Annotated in this window: 19 protein-coding genes and 1 tRNA gene; 10 read left to right on the forward strand and 10 right to left on the reverse strand. The window is 66.0% G+C overall.

Annotated features, from left to right (window positions below):
• Positions 1 to 14 precede the first annotated feature (14 nt).
• From HALNA_RS14235 to HALNA_RS14245, 3 genes are all read right to left on the reverse strand, one after another.
• Positions 15 to 1,682: a GMC family oxidoreductase gene (locus HALNA_RS14235; protein ID WP_049937005.1), complete on the reverse strand. Its 1,668-nt coding sequence runs from the start codon at positions 1,680 to 1,682 to the stop codon at positions 15 to 17.
• On the reverse strand, positions 1,675 to 2,223 hold the full coding sequence (locus HALNA_RS14240; protein WP_049937006.1) for a gluconate 2-dehydrogenase subunit 3 family protein: 549 nt from the start codon (positions 2,221 to 2,223) through the stop codon (positions 1,675 to 1,677). Before HALNA_RS14240 ends, HALNA_RS14235 begins: the two co-directional genes overlap by 8 nt.
• A gap of 77 nt (positions 2,224 to 2,300) precedes the next feature.
• Complete coding sequence (locus HALNA_RS14245) at positions 2,301 to 3,032, reverse strand: fumarylacetoacetate hydrolase family protein (protein WP_049937007.1); 732 nt, start codon at positions 3,030 to 3,032, stop codon at positions 2,301 to 2,303.
• A 113-nt stretch (positions 3,033 to 3,145) separates the two neighbouring features.
• On the opposite strand from HALNA_RS14245, the gene HALNA_RS14250 reads away from it, so the two are divergent.
• On the forward strand, positions 3,146 to 3,877 hold the full coding sequence (locus HALNA_RS14250) for a metal-dependent hydrolase (RefSeq protein ID WP_049937008.1): 732 nt from the start codon (positions 3,146 to 3,148) through the stop codon (positions 3,875 to 3,877).
• Between the two features lie 46 nt (positions 3,878 to 3,923).
• Positions 3,924 to 4,322, forward strand: coding sequence for an OsmC family protein (locus tag HALNA_RS14255; protein ID WP_049937009.1), 399 nt, complete (start codon positions 3,924 to 3,926; stop codon positions 4,320 to 4,322).
• Positions 4,323 to 4,434: 112 nt separating this feature from the next.
• On the opposite strand, the gene HALNA_RS20660 is transcribed toward HALNA_RS14255, so the two are convergent.
• Positions 4,435 to 4,575 (reverse strand): hypothetical protein, encoded by a 141-nt coding sequence (locus tag HALNA_RS20660; protein ID WP_169719048.1) that lies wholly within the window; start codon positions 4,573 to 4,575, stop codon positions 4,435 to 4,437.
• Positions 4,576 to 4,952: 377 nt separating this feature from the next.
• On the opposite strand from HALNA_RS20660, the gene HALNA_RS14260 reads away from it, so the two are divergent.
• Together HALNA_RS14260 and HALNA_RS14265 are read left to right on the forward strand one after the other, a co-directional pair.
• Complete coding sequence (locus HALNA_RS14260) at positions 4,953 to 6,350, forward strand: APC family permease (protein WP_049938081.1); 1,398 nt, start codon at positions 4,953 to 4,955, stop codon at positions 6,348 to 6,350.
• Positions 6,351 to 6,354: 4 nt separating this feature from the next.
• Positions 6,355 to 7,002 carry a potassium channel family protein gene (locus tag HALNA_RS14265; RefSeq protein WP_049937010.1) on the forward strand — a complete coding sequence of 216 codons (648 nt, stop codon included), beginning with the start codon at positions 6,355 to 6,357 and terminating at the stop codon, positions 7,000 to 7,002.
• Here HALNA_RS14265 and HALNA_RS14270 read toward each other — a convergent pair.
• Complete coding sequence (locus HALNA_RS14270) at positions 6,999 to 7,778, reverse strand: HAD-IIA family hydrolase (RefSeq protein ID WP_049937011.1); 780 nt, start codon at positions 7,776 to 7,778, stop codon at positions 6,999 to 7,001. The genes HALNA_RS14265 and HALNA_RS14270 overlap by 4 nt on opposite strands.
• Before the next feature lie 165 nt (positions 7,779 to 7,943).
• Between HALNA_RS14270 and HALNA_RS20665 the strand changes: the two genes are divergently transcribed.
• Both HALNA_RS20665 and HALNA_RS14280 read left to right on the forward strand, forming a co-directional pair.
• Entirely contained in the window at positions 7,944 to 9,488 is a 1,545-nt protein-coding gene (locus HALNA_RS20665) for a LamG domain-containing protein (RefSeq protein WP_049937012.1), read from the forward strand.
• A 74-nt stretch (positions 9,489 to 9,562) separates the two neighbouring features.
• A complete protein-coding gene (locus HALNA_RS14280; protein ID WP_049937013.1) occupies positions 9,563 to 10,342 on the forward strand; it encodes a GTP cyclohydrolase III in 780 nt (259 codons plus the stop codon).
• Between the two features lie 89 nt (positions 10,343 to 10,431).
• On the opposite strand, the gene HALNA_RS14285 is transcribed toward HALNA_RS14280, so the two are convergent.
• A complete protein-coding gene (locus tag HALNA_RS14285) occupies positions 10,432 to 11,595 on the reverse strand; it encodes a pyridoxal-phosphate-dependent aminotransferase family protein (protein ID WP_049937014.1) in 1,164 nt (387 codons plus the stop codon).
• Positions 11,596 to 11,696: 101 nt separating this feature from the next.
• Positions 11,697 to 11,945 (reverse strand): hypothetical protein, encoded by a 249-nt coding sequence (locus HALNA_RS14290; protein ID WP_049937016.1) that lies wholly within the window; start codon positions 11,943 to 11,945, stop codon positions 11,697 to 11,699.
• A 120-nt stretch (positions 11,946 to 12,065) separates the two neighbouring features.
• On the opposite strand from HALNA_RS14290, the gene HALNA_RS14295 reads away from it, so the two are divergent.
• Positions 12,066 to 12,599: a type IV pilin gene (locus tag HALNA_RS14295; RefSeq protein ID WP_084510058.1), complete on the forward strand. Its 534-nt coding sequence runs from the start codon at positions 12,066 to 12,068 to the stop codon at positions 12,597 to 12,599.
• A 453-nt stretch (positions 12,600 to 13,052) separates the two neighbouring features.
• Here the strand turns inward: HALNA_RS14295 and HALNA_RS20130 are convergent.
• Both HALNA_RS20130 and HALNA_RS14300 read right to left on the reverse strand, forming a co-directional pair.
• Positions 13,053 to 13,229, reverse strand: a tRNA-Trp gene (locus HALNA_RS20130).
• Between the two features lie 40 nt (positions 13,230 to 13,269).
• A complete protein-coding gene (locus tag HALNA_RS14300) occupies positions 13,270 to 13,491 on the reverse strand; it encodes a DUF5795 family protein (protein WP_049937017.1) in 222 nt (73 codons plus the stop codon).
• Positions 13,492 to 13,650: 159 nt separating this feature from the next.
• Here HALNA_RS14300 and HALNA_RS20135 point away from each other — a divergent pair, with 159 nt between their 5' ends.
• The 3 genes from HALNA_RS20135 (at position 13,651) to HALNA_RS14310 (ending at position 15,036) form a co-directional block, all read left to right on the forward strand.
• A complete protein-coding gene (locus tag HALNA_RS20135; protein ID WP_157573551.1) occupies positions 13,651 to 13,812 on the forward strand; it encodes a hypothetical protein in 162 nt (53 codons plus the stop codon).
• Positions 13,813 to 13,888: 76 nt separating this feature from the next.
• On the forward strand, positions 13,889 to 14,464 hold the full coding sequence (locus HALNA_RS14305; RefSeq protein ID WP_049937018.1) for a response regulator: 576 nt from the start codon (positions 13,889 to 13,891) through the stop codon (positions 14,462 to 14,464).
• A gap of 167 nt (positions 14,465 to 14,631) precedes the next feature.
• A complete protein-coding gene (locus tag HALNA_RS14310) occupies positions 14,632 to 15,036 on the forward strand; it encodes a DUF7475 family protein (protein WP_049937019.1) in 405 nt (134 codons plus the stop codon).
• Between the two features lie 3 nt (positions 15,037 to 15,039).
• Here HALNA_RS14310 and HALNA_RS14315 read toward each other — a convergent pair whose 3' ends face one another.
• Entirely contained in the window at positions 15,040 to 16,434 is a 1,395-nt protein-coding gene (locus tag HALNA_RS14315) for an FAD-binding oxidoreductase (protein ID WP_049937020.1), read from the reverse strand.
• Positions 16,435 to 16,560 lie beyond the last annotated feature (126 nt).

Genomic DNA, 16,560 nt, shown 5'->3' on the forward strand with positions numbered 1-16,560 from the left:
AAACTTTCCGCACCCTACAGCCAGTCGTCGAGGCGGTCGGCGAGCCGACAGCTCAGGGCGGCGATGGTGAGGGTGGGGTTCATCGCACCGCCGGTGGGGAAGACGCTGCTGCCGGCGATCCAGAGGTTGTCGCAGTCGTGGGCGCGGCAGTCGGGGCCGACGACGCTCTCGGCGGGGTCGGTCCCCATTCGGGTCGTGCCCATATGGTGGTAGGCGGGGCCGGTCTCGTCGGGGCCGACAACCCAGTCTATCTCCGCGCCGAGTTCCTCCAGAACCGCACGCTGGACCTCGTTGGCCCGCTCGATGGCCGCGCGGGTCTCCGGGCCGACCGACCAGCGCACGTCGGGGACGGGGTTGCCGTGGTCGTCAGTCGTCGAGCGATCGAGAGTGATGCGGTTCTCAGCGCGGGGGAACTGCTCGACGAGGCCGCCGACGGCGAGGTGGGTGCCGTAGGAGTCCCGGAGGGAGTCGAGGAGGGAGTCTCCCCAGTCGTCGGCGTGGAGCGCCTCGATGACGGGGGAGGGACCTGCGTAGTTGAGAAACTCCAGTTTGACGCCCGGCAAGGGGTCAGTGCCGTCGTAGAGGGCGTGACACTCGGTCGTGTTGAAGCCGACGTGGTTCTGTCGTGTCGGGCGGTCGATCCGGCCGCCGACGCCCGCGAAGCAGTGATCCATGAAGTATCGACCCACCGCCCCGGAGGAGTTGGCGAGGCCGTCCGGGTGGGCGTCGGAGGCGGAGAGCAGGAGGAGGCGGACGTTCTCGACGCCGCCACAGGCGAGGACGACGGCGCGGGCCTCCTGTCGGTGCTCCGCGCCGTCGGGGGTGGCGTAGACGGCGGCTTCGATCCGCTCGCCACCGTCGGCCGCGGGGCGGCTAGGCGTAGACCGTCGGTCCCCGCCGTCGTGTTCGAGTCGCTGGACGGGCGCGCGGTCGATGACCCGTGCACCCGCCGCCTCCGCGCGGGCGACGTGGCGCTCGGCGGTGTATTTGGCGCCCGACGGACAGACGGGTTTGCAGGTGCCGTAGCCGACACAGGCCGACGCGTCGTCGTACGGCTCGGAGTTGCGGGCGTTGGGCACGGAGTGGGTGGGGAGGCCGAGCGACTCGCAGGCTTCGGCGAAGATGGCGTCGCTGTGAGAGGGCGGGAACGCGGGGAGCGGAAAGGGCTCCTCGCGGGGCGGGGCGAAGGGGTTGTCGTCGGCGCCGGCCACGCCCAACTCCCGTTCGGCCTCGGCGTAGTACGGGCGGAGGTCGGCGTAGTCGAGGGGCCAGTCGACGCCGACGCCGTGGCGGGAGCGGAGTTCGAAATCGCGTTCGTGCAGCCGCATCACCATCCCCTGCCAGTGGAGGGTCGAGCCGCCGACGCCCTTGACGCGGGCCGCGTTCAGCGGGTAGCCCCTCGGTCCGCTGGAAGTGTATTCGTCGCGCTCGCCCCCCATGCCCCAGAGGCCGTCGGCGGCCTCACCGTCTTCCCCGGGGGTCGCCGACACTCCCCCGTCGACGCCGGGGCGGACGTGCGCGTCGAGTTGCTCGGTCCGGTCGTCGAGGTCGAACCGGGGGCCGGCGTCGAGGACGACGACATCGTGACCGGCCTCGGCGAGGCGGGCGGCGACGATGGCGCCCGCGGGGCCGGCGCCGACGATGCACACGTCGGCGCGGGGCGACGGCGACCGATCAGCCATCCCCGCCCTCCGCGTCCATCGAGGCGCGTCGGTAACTCTCGGTGCCGCCGGGGTAGGCGATGGGGTTCTCGATGCCGACCAGCCGGCCGCCGGCCGGCGACGCGTAGAAGGCATAGAGGAGTTCGTTCACGAGGTGGAACCGAATCCGCTCGGAGAGGTAGCCCTCGGGTTCGGGAGCAGCCACGTCGACCCCGAGGTCCCGGAGGAGGCCGTCGCGGGTCGATCGGTCGAGGTCGGCGAGGGGTGCATCGTGCCAGTCCCGCGCCGTCGCGTCGAGGTCGGCGGCGACGGCGAGGACATCGTCCCGCCGGCCGTCCGGAAGGCCGTCGACGTACGTCCCGACGAAGGCGTCGACACCCGTCGCCGCGGAGGGGTAGACCGTCTCCGCGACGGCGACGAGGATGTCGAGACCGTCGACAGCGTCGTTTTCGGGCGAATCGACGGGCGCACCGTCGGCGTCGTCGGGGGTCGCCACGGCGGCGACTCCGGCGACGCCGGTGGCGGCCAGCGCAACCAGCGCGTCCCGTCGGCTCAGGTCCATCGACAGTGGATTAGGTGGGCCTAAATTTATGACTTGTCCTCTCGGGCGGCAGGCGGCGAAAGAACGAGAGCCGAAGTTTAGTCGCGGCGGGCGGTGAATTCGAGGGTTTCGACGCCCTCGACGTGCACTTCGACCTCGTCGCCGTCTTCGAGGCCGCCGACGCCGGCGGGCGTGCCCGTCGAGATGACGTCACCGGGTTCGAGGGTCATGTACGTGGAGATTTCCTCGATCAGTTCCGGCACCGAGAAGATCAGTTGCGTGATGTCGGAGGACTGCTTTTCCTCGCCGTCGACGCGGAGGCTGATTGCGGCGTCGTCGGGGAGGTGGTCGGGATCGGCCACGACCGGTCCCATCGGGGCGCCGCCGTCGAAGGCCTTGCCGCGGACCCAGTTTTGCTCCTCGCGCTGGTCGTCGCGGTTCGAGATGTCACAGACGACGGTGTAGCCGGCGATCACGGCGTCGGCGTCGGCGGCGTCGACGTTGCGACACTGTTCGCCGATGACGACGCCGAGTTCGGCCTCCCAGTCGACCTGTTCTTTCCCCTCGGGGAGGGTGATCGTGTCGCCGTGGGCGGCGACGGTGTTCGGCGTCTTCAGGAAGAGCATGGGGCGGTCGGGGACATCCATGCCCGTCTCCTCGGCGTGGTCGGCGTAGTTGAGGCCGATACAGACGATCTTCGACGGCTCACACGGTGCGAGGATATCGACCTCGTCGAGGTCGTACGTCGAGTCGGCAAAGACCACGGTGTCGCCGTGCCATTCGCCCGTCCGTACCATCCCTGCGGGATCGCGGAATCTAACGCGTCGCATAGGCGTGCCGTCAGCCGCGGGCGAAATAAGCCTTCCTCGTTGCGATGGGAGTGACGGCTATCGACCGACGGCGACCCTAAAGATTGATGTTTGCAGACAGACAACTACGGAACATGGAGCTAACTTGGCACGGCCACTCCACGTGGCACGTCTCCGTCGACGATACGAGTCTGTTGATCGATCCGTTCTTTGGGAATCCTTTCACCGACGTCGATCCCGCGGCCCTCTCGCCGGACTATGTCCTCCTGACTCACGGCCACGCCGACCACATCGGCGACGTGGGCGCGTTCACCGACGCGACCATCGTGGGCACGCCGGAACTGGTCGGCTGGGTCGCGGACGAACACGGCGCCGACGACACGGTCGGGATGAACATGGGTGGCACCGTCGAGTGTGGGTCGGCGTACGTGACGATGCACCGCGCGGATCACACGAACGGCATCGGGACGGACTACGAGTACAGCGCCGGGCCGCCAGCGGGCTACATCATCGGCGACACGGTGCCCACACAGGAGAACGACGAGGACGCCTTCGCGTTCTACCACGCCGGCGACACGGGCCTGATGAGCGAGATGCGCGACGTGATCGGGCCGTTCCTCGAACCCGACGCGGCGGCGCTGCCCGTCGGCGACCACTACACGATGGGGCCGGCCCAGGCCGCCATCGCGGCCGACTGGCTCGACGTGGATCACGTCTTTCCGATGCATTACGATACGTTCCCGGCCATCGAAATCGACGTTACAGACCTCGAACGCGAGGTGGCAGCGGCGGGCTCCGACGCCGAGGTACACGTTCTCGACGGCGACGGGAGTTTCCGGTTCGAGCGCCCGTACGCCGACGGGTAGGGAGAAGGACAGTATTTAGACGCCGCGGCACCATCGAACAAGTGGTATGAGCGATATCGAGACCATCACCGTCAGCGACGAGGGCTTCGCGTGTGTCAACCAGGTCGGCGACTTCGAGTTCACGATCGACGCCACGGACGAGGAGGGACCGAACCCGAACGCGGCACTCGTGGCGACGTACGCCTCCTGTTTCTTGCCGGCGTTCCGCGTCGGCGGCCAACAGCGTGGTCACGACGACCTCGGGGAGATCCAGATCGACGCGAGCGCCGACCTCGACGACGACGACGACCTCGAATCGATCCACTTCGCGATCCACGTCGGCGCCGACCTCGACGACGAGACGCTCGCCGAAATAGTCGAGCGTGCGGAGGGCATCTGCCACGTACACACGGCGCTCCGCGAGGGCCTGCACGCCGACATCGATGTCTACGGCGACGCGTTCTGAAACGGATCACCGCTGTCGAGTGGGGCACCGCTCGCGGGGGCTCTCCTCGACTACCGGTACTCCCGTGAGCAACTGCTCTTCGACGGGATGCGGCGCCGGCCACGAAGGAGACTCAGCGACGGTACCAGCGGTAGCTCATCGCACGGCCGTCGACGATGACGACCTCCTGTCCTTCGGTCGTCGGTCGCTCGTCGGCGTCGTCCACGTCCCCGGCTTCGTCCCGAAAGACGTAGGGGCTGTCACTCGATGACATACACCGTGATAGGAACCCACACGTAAATAAAGTTGCGTCAGACGCGTCAGCGCGGCCGTCCGGCTTGATTCGCATCGGTGCGCGCGTTCGATCCTTTCTCATAGGGGTTATCGTAACTGTCCAGAGATTCTCGCCGGACCGTCCCGGCGAGAATCTCTGATGACTTCCGATAATCCCTATCAGTGGGAACGACACCGTGCTTTCTTGTGTCCAGTTTTCATCGATGTTCGTAGCTGGATGGACCGGAAAACCACGAACGCCGACCGCGAGAGGGACGCCGGGGCGGAGCGAGGGGCACAGGCACGAGGGTGGTGGGTGACGTGAGCGGCCACGGCGAGCGCGCGCCCGAGGCGGACCTGGGGTTGCTTGACGCGACGATGATCGGCATGGGCGCGATGATCGGTGCGGGAATCTTCGTCCTGACGGGATTGGCAGCGGAGATTGCGGGGCCGGCGGCCATTCTCGTCTTCCTGCTCAACGGGGTCGTGACGGCCTTTACCGGGCTGTCGTACGCCGAACTCGCCGCGTCCATTCCGAAAAGCGGCGGCGGGTACGCGTTCGTCCGGGAGGTGTTCGCCGACCTCCCCTCGTTCGTGATGGGCTGGATGTTGTGGTTCGCGTACATGATCGCGGGCGGCCTGTACGCGCTGGGGTTCGCACCGAACTTCCTCGAACTCCTGCACGTCTACGACCTGACGCCGCCACCGGATCAGGTGGGCGCCGTTGCGCTCCCGGTCGTCGACGCCGCCGTCCCCGCGGCCGTTGGCCTAGCCTTCGTCGCCGTGCTCGGACTGGTAGCGCTGAACGCGGTTTCGACGGCCGCCAGCGGGAGCGTCGAGACGATTTTCACGCTGATCAAGGTGAGCATCCTGGTCGTCTTCGTCGCGTTCGGCGCCACGTCGCCGATGTTCTCCAGCGCCGAGTTCCAGCCGCTCTTCCCCGGGGACGCCGGGGCGCTCAGCATTCTCCCCGCTATGGGCCTGACCTTCATCGCCTTCGAGGGGTACGACCTCATCACGACGGTGACCGAGGAGGTGAAAAATCCGCGCGAGAACATCCCGAAGGCCATCTTCGTGAGCCTCGCGGTGACGGTGCTCGTCTACCTCGCGGTGGTGGGCGTCGCAATCGCGACGCTCGGCGCCGAGGGGCTGGCAAGGGCGGGCGAGGCGGGCATCGCACAGGCGGCGACGGAGTTCATGCCGACCGGACTGCCGGTCATTCAGAACGGCGGCGCGATCATCGTCTTCGGCGCCGTCTTCTCTACGCTGACGGCGCTGAACGCCGTGGTCATCGCCTCCTCGCGGGTGGCGTTCTCGATGGGGCGGGAGGAACAGCTCCTCCCCTCCTTTGGGCAGCTACACCACCGCTACGGTACGCCTCTGGTCGCCATCCTCGCGAGCGGCGTGGTGATGCTCGGGTCCGTCGCCCTCCCCACCCAGAGCGCGGGCAACATGTCCAGCCTCTTTTTCCTGCTCTCGTTTATCGTCGTCAACGGCTCGGTCATCAAACTCCGGCGGGAACGGCCGGATATGAACCGACCGTACGAGATGCCGTACTATCCGCTCCCGCCGATTCTCGGCATCGTCCTCAACCTGATCCTGACGGGCGTGCTGATCGAATACCTGCTCCGAACCGACGTGCTGGCGCTCGTCCTCAGTGGGAGTTGGATACTGCTCGGGATCGCGGCGTACGCCGTCTACACCCGGCTTGGATCGAGCGACGAACCGTCCGAGGCGGCCGAACCCGACGAACCGATACCACAGACGGACGACTGATACAATGACTCTCGACATCATCATCGCTGGCGGTGGACGTGTCGGCTTCGAGACAGCGGTGCTCCTCGACACTCGGGGCCACGACATCACGGTCGTCGAATCCGACGACGATCGCTGTGACGAAATGGCCGACGAGTACGTGGCGACGATCATCAACGGCGACGCCTCCAACCCCGACATCCTCCGACAGGCCGACGTCGACGGTAGCGACGTGATCGCCGGCCTGACCGGGCTCCCGGGGCAGAATCTCGCGATCTGTATGGAGGCGACGGAGATGAACCCCGAGATTCGGACGGTCGCGCGCATCGCCGACCGCGATCAGGAGGGGTACGGGCAGTTCGTCGACGAGACGGTCTTCCCCGAGGGTGCCGGGGCGCGCGTGGCCGCGAACGAAATCGAGGGGAGCGACGTGCGGACGCTCGCAGACGTGACCGGGACGCTCGATATCATGGAGATCAAAGTCGAGGAGGGCGCGCCGGCCGCAGAGAAGGCGCTCCGCGAGATTCGGTTCCCCGCGGGGACACTGGTCATCTCCGACGACGACGGGGAGCGTGTCGCCCGGCCGGAGACGACGCTCGCGCCCGGGAAACGCTACGTCATCGCGGTCGAACCGGACGTGGCCGACGAAGTGATGAATCTCCTGCGGGGCTAGAGGATCGTCTCCACGTCGGCCAGCGAGTCGAGGACGTAGTCGGGCGATATATCGCTCCGCTCCAAGTCGCGGTCGTCGGTGACGCCGGTGCGGACGAGAGCGGTCGTCATCCCCGCCTGCTCGCCGAGGGCGATGTCGGTGTCGAGGCGGTCGCCGACCACCAGACAGTCCGCGGGCGGGAGGCCGAGGCGTTCGCGGACGATCCGCTGGGCGGGGTCGGAGGGTTTGCCGAGCACCACGTCCGGGTCGCGTCCGACCACGCCCGCGACGGCGTTGATGATGGCGCCCGAGCCGGGCAGGTCGCCCTCGGCGGCGGGGATCACCATATCGGGGTCGGTGCCGACGAGGGTCACCTCCTCGTCGTCACAGACGCGAAGCGCCGCCGAGAGCCGGTCGTAGTCGAACGTGCGGTCGATAGAGAGGACGGCGGTGTCGGCACGGTTCTCGTCGGTCACGACGGTCAGGCCGGCGTCGGTCAACTGCTCGACGAGGGCGCCCTCGCCGACGACGAACAGGGCGTCGTCGGCGTGGTTGCTGGCGAGGTAGTCGGTGGTGATCGTCCCCGCGGTGACGATTTCGTCGGGATGGGCGTCGAAGCCGGCCCGACGGAGTCGCTCGGCGTAGGCCGGCGGCCGCTTGGTCGGGTTGTTCGAGACGAACAGGCGCCGGAGGCCCGCCCGCTCCAGTCGGTCGAGGCCCTCGGCGGCGCCGGGGATCGGCTCGTCGCCACGGACGACCGTTCCATCCACGTCGAGGACGACTCCGCGGTGGGTCATTGCACCCGGTAAGCACGGGGGACAGTTGAACTTCGCGCTCGGCCAGAAGCCGGTTAATCGCCCGTTAGTCAGCACAAGGCGTCATTAGCTAACTGGGGAGGTACTAACGATACGGCCAACCCGAATCGGACGGCGCCGTCGGTGACCGTCCGGCAGGGAGCAACCATGACCGACGATTTCGAACTCACGAGACGGAAGGCCCTCGCTGCCCTCGGCACCGTCGGCGTCGCCTCCGCGGGCGCGGGGCTGGGAACGAGCGCCTACTTCAGCGATCAGGAAACCTTCGAGAACAACTCGCTCACCGCGGGGACGCTGGACATGAAAGTCGCGGCGACCGAATACTACTCCGACTGGTCGGCGGACGAGGCCCAGCACGCGGGGATGGCGTCCGACGAGGAGTCGGCCGACATCCTCCTGCCGCCGGGGCCGGCCCAGACCGACGCGCGGCCCATCGCCATCGACGTCGACGACGACGAGTATCTGAGCTTCTCGGCCGCCATCGCGTCCGACGAGAACGGGACGCCGTACAACCGAATCAACGGCGGCGTCTTCGCGGCGGCCGACAGCCTCTGTGGTACGGGAAGCGACGCCGACGGGCCAGCAGTTATCGAGATTGCGGACGTAAAGCCCGGCGACTTCGGCGGCACGCAGTTCGCGTTCGAACTGTGTGACAACCCCGGCTACGTCTGGCTCACGGGCGGGCTAGACGCGGCCAGCGAGGGCGTCACGACCGAACCCGAACGTGACGACCCCGACGAGGAGAGCGGGACGGTCGAACTCTTAGACGAGATTCAGGTCGGCTACGGCGTGCTCTCGCTCGACGGCGACTCCCCGGACGCCGGGGGAGCCAATCCGGTGTTTTACTCCAGCGAGCAGTACACGCTCCGGGAGTTCCTCGCGAGACTGGACGGCGACGGCATCGCACTGGATGGGAACATCAACGCGGAAATCGGGGGTGGCACGGGCGATCAGGGCTGTTTCTCGGGTGGCAATCCCGACGATCCGAGCGTCCACCTCGTGAGCATCGCCTGGTGGCTCCCCATCGACCACGGCAACCAGGTGCAGTCCGACTCCGTGCAGTTCGACCTCGGCTTCTACACCGAGCAGTGCCGCCACAACGCGGGCGAGACGGATCTGGTCGCGTACTACCCGTTCGAGGGGAGCGCGGCCGACCTGAGCGGGAACGGGTACGACGGGACGCTGAACGGTGACGTGTCGTTCGCGAGCGGGCAGATTGGACGGGCGGCGTCGTTCGACGGGGACGACGACTACGTTCAGACGCCGTACAGCCCTTCGCTATCGGATCCACTCACGCTGTCCGCGTGGGTATCCGTCCCGACGGCGCTGTCGGGGCGTCGTCAGATAGTCTCGCCCGACGACGCCGGCTACGACTGGAGTATTCTCTACGACGAGTTCGACCAATGGGCGCTCTTCACGGGGGAAGGAGTCCTCCGGGGCCCGTCGATCACGACCGGCCAGCCGACGCTCGTCACCGGGGTCTGGGATCCCGAGGCATCCGAGACGCGACTGTACGTGAACGGCTCGCTCGTTGCGACGGGGCCGCTGGCGACCGGAACGACGACGAACGCGTTCCGAATCGGGGACAATCCCGATTTCGACGAGAACTTCAACGGGTGGATCGACGACGTCCGCATCTACACCCGCGCCCTCTCCGCGAGCGAGGTCCAGGCGCTGTACGACTCGGCGTAGCGACCCCACCTCCCCGTCCTCCGTCCACCACAGAACCAAAGAGCCATTTGAACGCCGCCCTAGCCTCCGGTACCGTGACGAACACGCAGTTGACGCTCATTCAGATCGACAACTACGGGCCGTGGACGGTGACGCCGGAACCGCGCCGCGAGATGGACCTGCAGACGCTCCAGTCGCGGCTGTTCGCCGACATCGCGCAGTTCGTCGGCCAGCGCGGTGGCTACGCCTTCTTCACCCGATTCGACAACATGGTCGCGGTGACCAACGGGCTCGACGCCGACGATCACCGTCTCCTACAGGAGTCGACGGGCAACCGGTATCCGGTCACGCTCAGCCTCGGCATCGGCGTCGACGCGAACCCGGCGGTCGCGCTCGAAGAGGCGACCGCGGGGCTCCAGCGCGCCGGCAGCGCCCAGGACGGCGACCGGCGGGAGGTGTTGGCCGGGACGCCGGTCGCGACGCCGTCGAATGGGGACGTGTCCATCGCCCACTTCGACGTGAACGACGCGACCGAGAAGTACACCGATCAGCTCAACGAGTTCGACTCGTTCATCCAGATCGAACAGGGGTACGCGACGCTGATGCGCTACCTCCGGGAAGAACACGGCGCCCTCTCGTTTTTCGTCGGCGGCGACAACATCATCGCCGTCACGCCCGAGATGCGTGTCGACGACTACCACGGCGCCATCGACCACGTCGAGGAGGCGGTCGGGGTCGACCTCAAAGTCGGCGTCGGCCGAGGGGAACACGCCCACAGGGCGGGGATGGCCGCAAAGCACGCGCTGGAGGAGTGTCGACACCGTGGGACGGCAGTCGAACTGGGAGAGACGGCAGGAGAAGTCGAGAGCGAGTGATAGTGATTATTGTGAGTCATCACCGGTGGGTCGCCAGGACGGGTCGGCGATCAACCGGTAAACAGTTACAATAATCACTATGAGAGGAGTTACGCCTCGATAGCCGGTTCGTCCACGTCGAAGTTCTGTGCTTCGAGGGCCTCCTCCATCGCGGTCAGGAGGCAGGCGACGTTCTGTCGGCGGGCGGAGTAACCCATGCACCCGATCCGCCAGACGTCGCCTTCGAGGGCGCCGAGGCCGCTCGCGATTTCGATGTCGTACTCGTTCAGCAGGAACTCGATGACGGCCGTGTCGTCGACGCAATCGGGCACTTCGATGGTGTTCAGGCTGGGGAGCCAGTACTCCCGCTCGGCGGCGGGCGTGAGACCGAGATTCCGGAGTCCGTCACGGAGTTCGCCCGCGATGTCGAGGTGGCGTTCCCAGCGGTTTTCGAGCCCTTCCTCGGCGACGAGGCGAAGCGCCTCACGGAGCCCGTAGAAGTTGGTCGTCGGCGCGGTGTGGTGGTAGTTGCGCTCGTCGCCCCAGTACTCCATGACGAGGTCGAGGTCGAGATACCAGGAGCCGGTGTCGTCGTCGCGGTTCAGGATCTTCTCGCGGGCACGCTCGCCGACGGTGAGCGGTGTCGCCCCCGGCGTACAGGAGAGACACTTCTGCGGGCTGCCGTAGGCGGCATCGATGCCCCAGTCGTCGATGCGGAGTTCGACGCCGGACAGGGAGGTAACGCAGTCGGCGATGACGATGGCGTCGTGGTCGTGTGCGATGTCGGTCAGGTCGGGGACGTTCGGCTGCCGGACGCCGGTACTCGTCTCGGCGTGGATAAACCCGAACACGTCGGGCTGGTGTTCGTCGAAGGCGTTGGCCACGTCGGCGGGCTGGAGCGGTTCCCCCCACGGTGCGTCGACGGTCACCACGTCGCCGCCGGCGCGGCGGGCGATCTTTCCCATCCGCTCGCCGAAGTACCCGTTGGTGGGAACCAGCATCGTGTCGCCGGGTTCGACGATGTTGCCGATGGCCGTCTCCATCGCCGCGGTGCCCGTGCCGCTCGTCGCGAGCGTCCACTCGTTGTCCGTCTGGAACGTATAGCGCAGGAGCTCCTGGATGTCGTCCATGATCTCCAGGAATTTCGGGTCCATGTAGCCAAGCGCCTGCGTCGACATCGCGCGGAGGACGCGCGGTGCGATCATGCTGGGACCGGGACCCATCAGGATGCGTGACGGTGTATCGAGTTCGCTCGTCTCGGGTGGACTCCTCATACGTTCGATGAAGGTAGAACGGGATAAAAACGTGCGTGTTCGTGGCAATATATTGTCGAAGTTTGGGTTCGACGATTGCGGTATGTGCGCACGTTACACGGTCACAGCAGTCGTGGAACGAGTCGGCGCCAGAGCACGGTCAGAACGATTACGACCACGTAGGCGCCGACGAGCGAGCCGCCGAAATACAGCGCCAACTGACCGAGGGGCATCGATCCGGCGGAGACGGCGGCGCTGGCGCTGTAGGTAACGGCGAGCGCGTGATGATACCAGCTCAGAAACGGGCGTGAGCCACGAGCCGTCGCGGACGGCTGCCCGGCGGGGTCGGCCGCATCGGGTGACGGCACCATACGTCGCGTCGAACCCCCACGGGCAAAAGCGCCGGGGGGCAGGCAGTCGCTCCGGTGGGTGCTTATCTGCCGTGATAGGCGGGGGCATCGTTTTTTACGTTTCGTCGTGAACATCCGCACGTGCACGGAGCGGGGTCCAACGGCCAGCGGGGGGTCGCGCCGGTCATCGCGGTGACGTTACTCGTCGCCCTCGCCGTCGTCCTCGTCACGACGGTGTCGGCGTTCGTTCTCACTGACGAGTCCGACATCCCGCCGCCCGCGCCGCAGATCAGCGTCTCCGAGACGACGGTTCCGGACGGCGGCGAGCGAACGATTGCGGTGACACTCGAAGTCGGCGACGCCGTCGCCACCGATCGGCTCTACGTCATCGGGTCGAAGCCGCTGGATATCGGTGGCCCACCCGATAGCGATACGCCTGCGAACGAGGCGTACGCCAGCGACAGGGAGAACTTCGTCGAGGCATCGGATGACAACCCGCCACAGGTCGGGATCGGCGATCGGTGGGAGTCCGGCGAGACGATCTACCTCGATTCCGAAGGGTCGGCCCGAGGGGTGACAGTCGAGATCTACTGGAACACCAAGCCGATTCAGGGGGTCAATCCCGGCACCGTGGAGGGTGACGACGCCTACCTGATCGCGGAGTTCAGAGTCTGAAATCGGATCGGATTGGGTCCGGCGTTCGTCGGGAGAACGGAGGCGTCCGGTTTCGCGTCGATGTCCCGATTTGCATCTGCTCGGCCAGGAGCGGTACTGCTCTCGGGGAGAAACAGCCCCTCGATAGGCAACTCAGTCTCTCTTCTGTGGAGTGCTACGGCTACAGGGTCAGGAAGCGGACCCCGATAAGGTGTCGGGCCCGCATGTGCTTCCGTATCCTAGGCGGAAGCCGTGATGAGAGACGAGTTCAGCGGTCTTCAATCCTCCGTATGGGAGATCGACAGTATGACAGGCGAGTTGCGACTCTTTTTTCAGCTCCTCGGTTGGGAGGTCGCCGACGAGCCACGCTCGACGAAAAGAACAGCTACGCTCAGGGAACAGCCGCCACTCGCGTTTCGTTAGTGGACTGCCGATTAGGAGTCATAAAACCCGCCGTAGGAGTTTATTTTAGAGTGGGGTCGGAGGGATTTGAACCCCCGATCGACTGATATCTCCGGTTACGCCTCGGTACTCCAGAGGGTCGTCGTCGCGCGGCGATGATCAGTCGCGCGCTCGGTATATCAGTCTGGAGTGTCGTCACCGGGCGTTGCCTCTGGAGTCAGTCGCCATGCCGGGCTTGGCCACGACCCCTCGATACGCACTTATCCGAAAGACGGTAAAGGGATTTCGGTTATCGGTCGGTAGCGGACCAGTCGCACTCCTGGCATTTGTACCCAGTGATCAGTTCGGTGACGGAAGGCATGTACGCGACAGCGAGGACGTCGCCGTCGCAGTCGGGACACTGGCGGTCGGCGTCCTCGATGGCGTCGGCCTCCATCGGCGGTTCACCCTCGATAAGTTCGGCCAGGCGTTCGGCGGTCACCATTCGACCCTGCACGACGCGATTCGTCATGAATCGACGGTGGATACGGAGACAGGTAAGCCCTGTGTACGCCGCCCCACCGGAGGAGTGGCGACCGGTAGTTTTTGATACTATGGACTGGTATGGACCCATACGGATAGATACCATGTACGGTGGCGTACGCGGCCGATACGGCGAGGTGGGAACCCTGTGACCGCGCCATACAGCTACGACGGGATGTTGCCACTGGGACCGGAACGCGGGACCGAATATGTCTGTTCGGAGTGTGAGTCGACGTTCGACGACGACCACTACCTCTGTCCCGTCTGTGGGACGCTCACGATCGAACGGCGCTCGGCGGCGGAACCGTAGAGACGCGGCGAAGCCGGCAGAACTATGATTCTTCCTGTCATCGTACCCCATTGTAGCCGGGCAACTCGGCGTCGTCATGACTTCGTCACAACCACGCGTCCTCGTCGTCGAGGACGAAACCGAACTGGCCGAACTGTTCGCCGAGTGGCTCTCCGAGAAGTACGACGTCGAAGTCGCGACGAAAGGCGAGGAAGCGCTCGAACTCGTCGACGAGGACACCGACGTGGTGTTGCTCGACCGTCTGATGCCCGGGCTCTCCGGGGACGAGGTGCTCGAGACGATCCGTGACCGCGGCCTCGACTGCCGGGTCGCGATGGTCACCGCGGTCGAACCCGACTTCGACGTCCTCGATATGGGCTTCGACGACTACGTCGTCAAGCCGCTCTTCCGGAAGGACATCCAGCGTCTCGTCCGCGGACTGCTCGAACGCGACGCGTACGACCGCCACCTCTCGAAGCTGTTCTCGACCGCCTCGAAACTCGCCGCTCTCGAATCGCACAAAGAGCGGGAAGAACTGGACGGAAACGAGGAGTACCTGCGGTTGAAGGCCGAACTGGAGCGAACGCGCGAGCGCGTCGAACGACTCGAAGCCGAGATGAGCGAAGGGGATTTCGAGGCCGTCTTCTACGACTTCGACCGCGTCGATCTGTGAGGAGATCGCCGCAATCGTTCGATTCGAATCGGTGTTTCGAAGATCGTACCAATCGATCTTTATCTCGCGCGATTGACAGTCGGGTGTATGACGCGATCCGACAGCAGTTCGACCGCCGTCCCGTCACGATCGGTCCCCGAATCGTCGCCCGAACGGAGGGATGATCGATGAGCGTGAGCAACACCCAGGCGAGCGACTCCTTCCTGAGTCTTCCGGGAAACCCACTCGGCTACGTAGCGATTCTGCTGGCGTTAGTGACGGGCGTGATCCACTTACTGCTGGGGCCGCAAGTCATGGGCTTCAGTCAGACACTCGGGATCCTGTTCATCCTCAACGGCCTCGGCTTCGTGGGCGGCATCGTGGTCTACCTGACCCGCTACTGGCGGCGCGAACTCTACCTCGTCGCCGCCCTCTACGGCCTCGTGACGGTGCTTGCCTTCTTCGTGTTCCAGGGCTTCGGCGTCGACGCCTTCTACCGCCAGGGGAGTCTGAACGGGATGGCCGCCGTTTCGAAGGCAGTGGAAGTGCTGTTCGCCGTCGTCACCGGGTATCTGTACACGAGTACGGAGTAGCGCCTACGCGTCGGGTCCGTCGAACACCTTCCCGGGATTCATGATGCCCGCCGGGTCGAGCGCCGCCTTGATCGACCGCATCGCATCCACCGCCGCTTCGCCGTGTTCGGCGACGAGGTAGTCCTGCTTGCCGAGGCCGATGCCGTGTTCGCCGGTCGATGTGCCGCCGAGTTCGATGGCGCGTTCGACGATTTTTCGCGAGACTTCCTTGCCGTGAGCCACGTCCTCTGGGTCGTCGGGGTCGACCATGACCGCGTAGTGGAGGTTGCCGTCGCCGGCGTGGCCGAAGCAGGGGATGAGAAAGTCCTCCGCGTCGGCCAACTCCTTCGCGTAGCGGATGATGCCCGGATATTCGCTGATCGGGACGGTCACGTCGCCGGGCGTGAGCGGCGAGAGGTGGTCCTCGTACGGTTCGAGCGCCTCGGCGAGTTCCCGCCGCGCCGCCCACAACTCGTCCATATCTCGGTCGTTCTCGGCCACCTCGAAACTCGTCACGTTGTGGGCCTCGAACACCGACCGGCAGAAGTCGATCTCCTCCTCGATGCCGTGGTTGGCGTGGAATTCGACGAACACCATCGGCACGTCGGGGAGGTCGGTGTCGAGGTGGGCGTTCGACATCGAGGCGCTCAGGCGGTCGATGAGTTCGATCTTCGCCACGTCGACGCCGGAGCGGACGGCGTCGAAGACGGCCTCCGCGGCGTCGTCGAGCGTCTCGAAGTGGGCGCGGCCGCCACGAACCTGCGCGGGTCGTCCAGCCAGCTTGATCGTGACGCGGGTGATGACGCCCAGCGTGCCCTCGCTCCCGACGATGATGTCGCCGAGGTCGTAGCCACTGGAGGTTTTGACTGCCCGGCTCCCCGTCGTTATCACCTCGCCCGTGGGGAGGACGACCTCCATCCCCAGCACCCAGTCGCTTACCTCGCCGTATTTCACGGTCTTCATCCCGCTGGCATCGTTGGCGAGCATACCGCCGATGGTCGAGATGGCGCCGGAGGACGGGAGCGCGGGAAGAAAGAGCCCGTGTTTCGCCACCGCCTCGTTCACGTCGTCGCCGAGGATACCCGGCTGTACGTCCACCTGCAGATCGTCGGGCCGAACGTCCAGCACGGCGTCCATCCGGCTCATATCGAGGGTGATCCCGCCCTCGATGGGGACGGCGTTGCCCTCTAAGCTCGTGCCCGCCGCGTAGGGCGTGACGGGGACGCCGTGTTCGGTCGCCGCACGCATGATCGACGCCACGTCGGCGGTCGACTCGGGCCAGACGACGGCGTCGGGACGGACGCCCTCCTCGCGGGGCGTCCCCCAGTCGTGGGAGCGCTGGTCGCGGTCCGCGTCGGCGACCGAAATCTGATCCGGGTCGAGGCCCAGACCGTCGACGAACGTGGTATCGTGGTGCATACCCCGATCCAGCGCGGGCGTGAGTATAGACCTGTTGCTCGACGGTCGGCGGGGGCGACCGTCGAACCGCCGATCGACAGCGTGCCCGAATATCAACGCGTAGAATCGGCCGATCGAACTTTGTAC

The sequence above is a fragment of the Haloplanus natans DSM 17983 genome (assembly GCF_000427685.1).
Taxonomy (GTDB): domain Archaea; phylum Halobacteriota; class Halobacteria; order Halobacteriales; family Haloferacaceae; genus Haloplanus; species Haloplanus natans.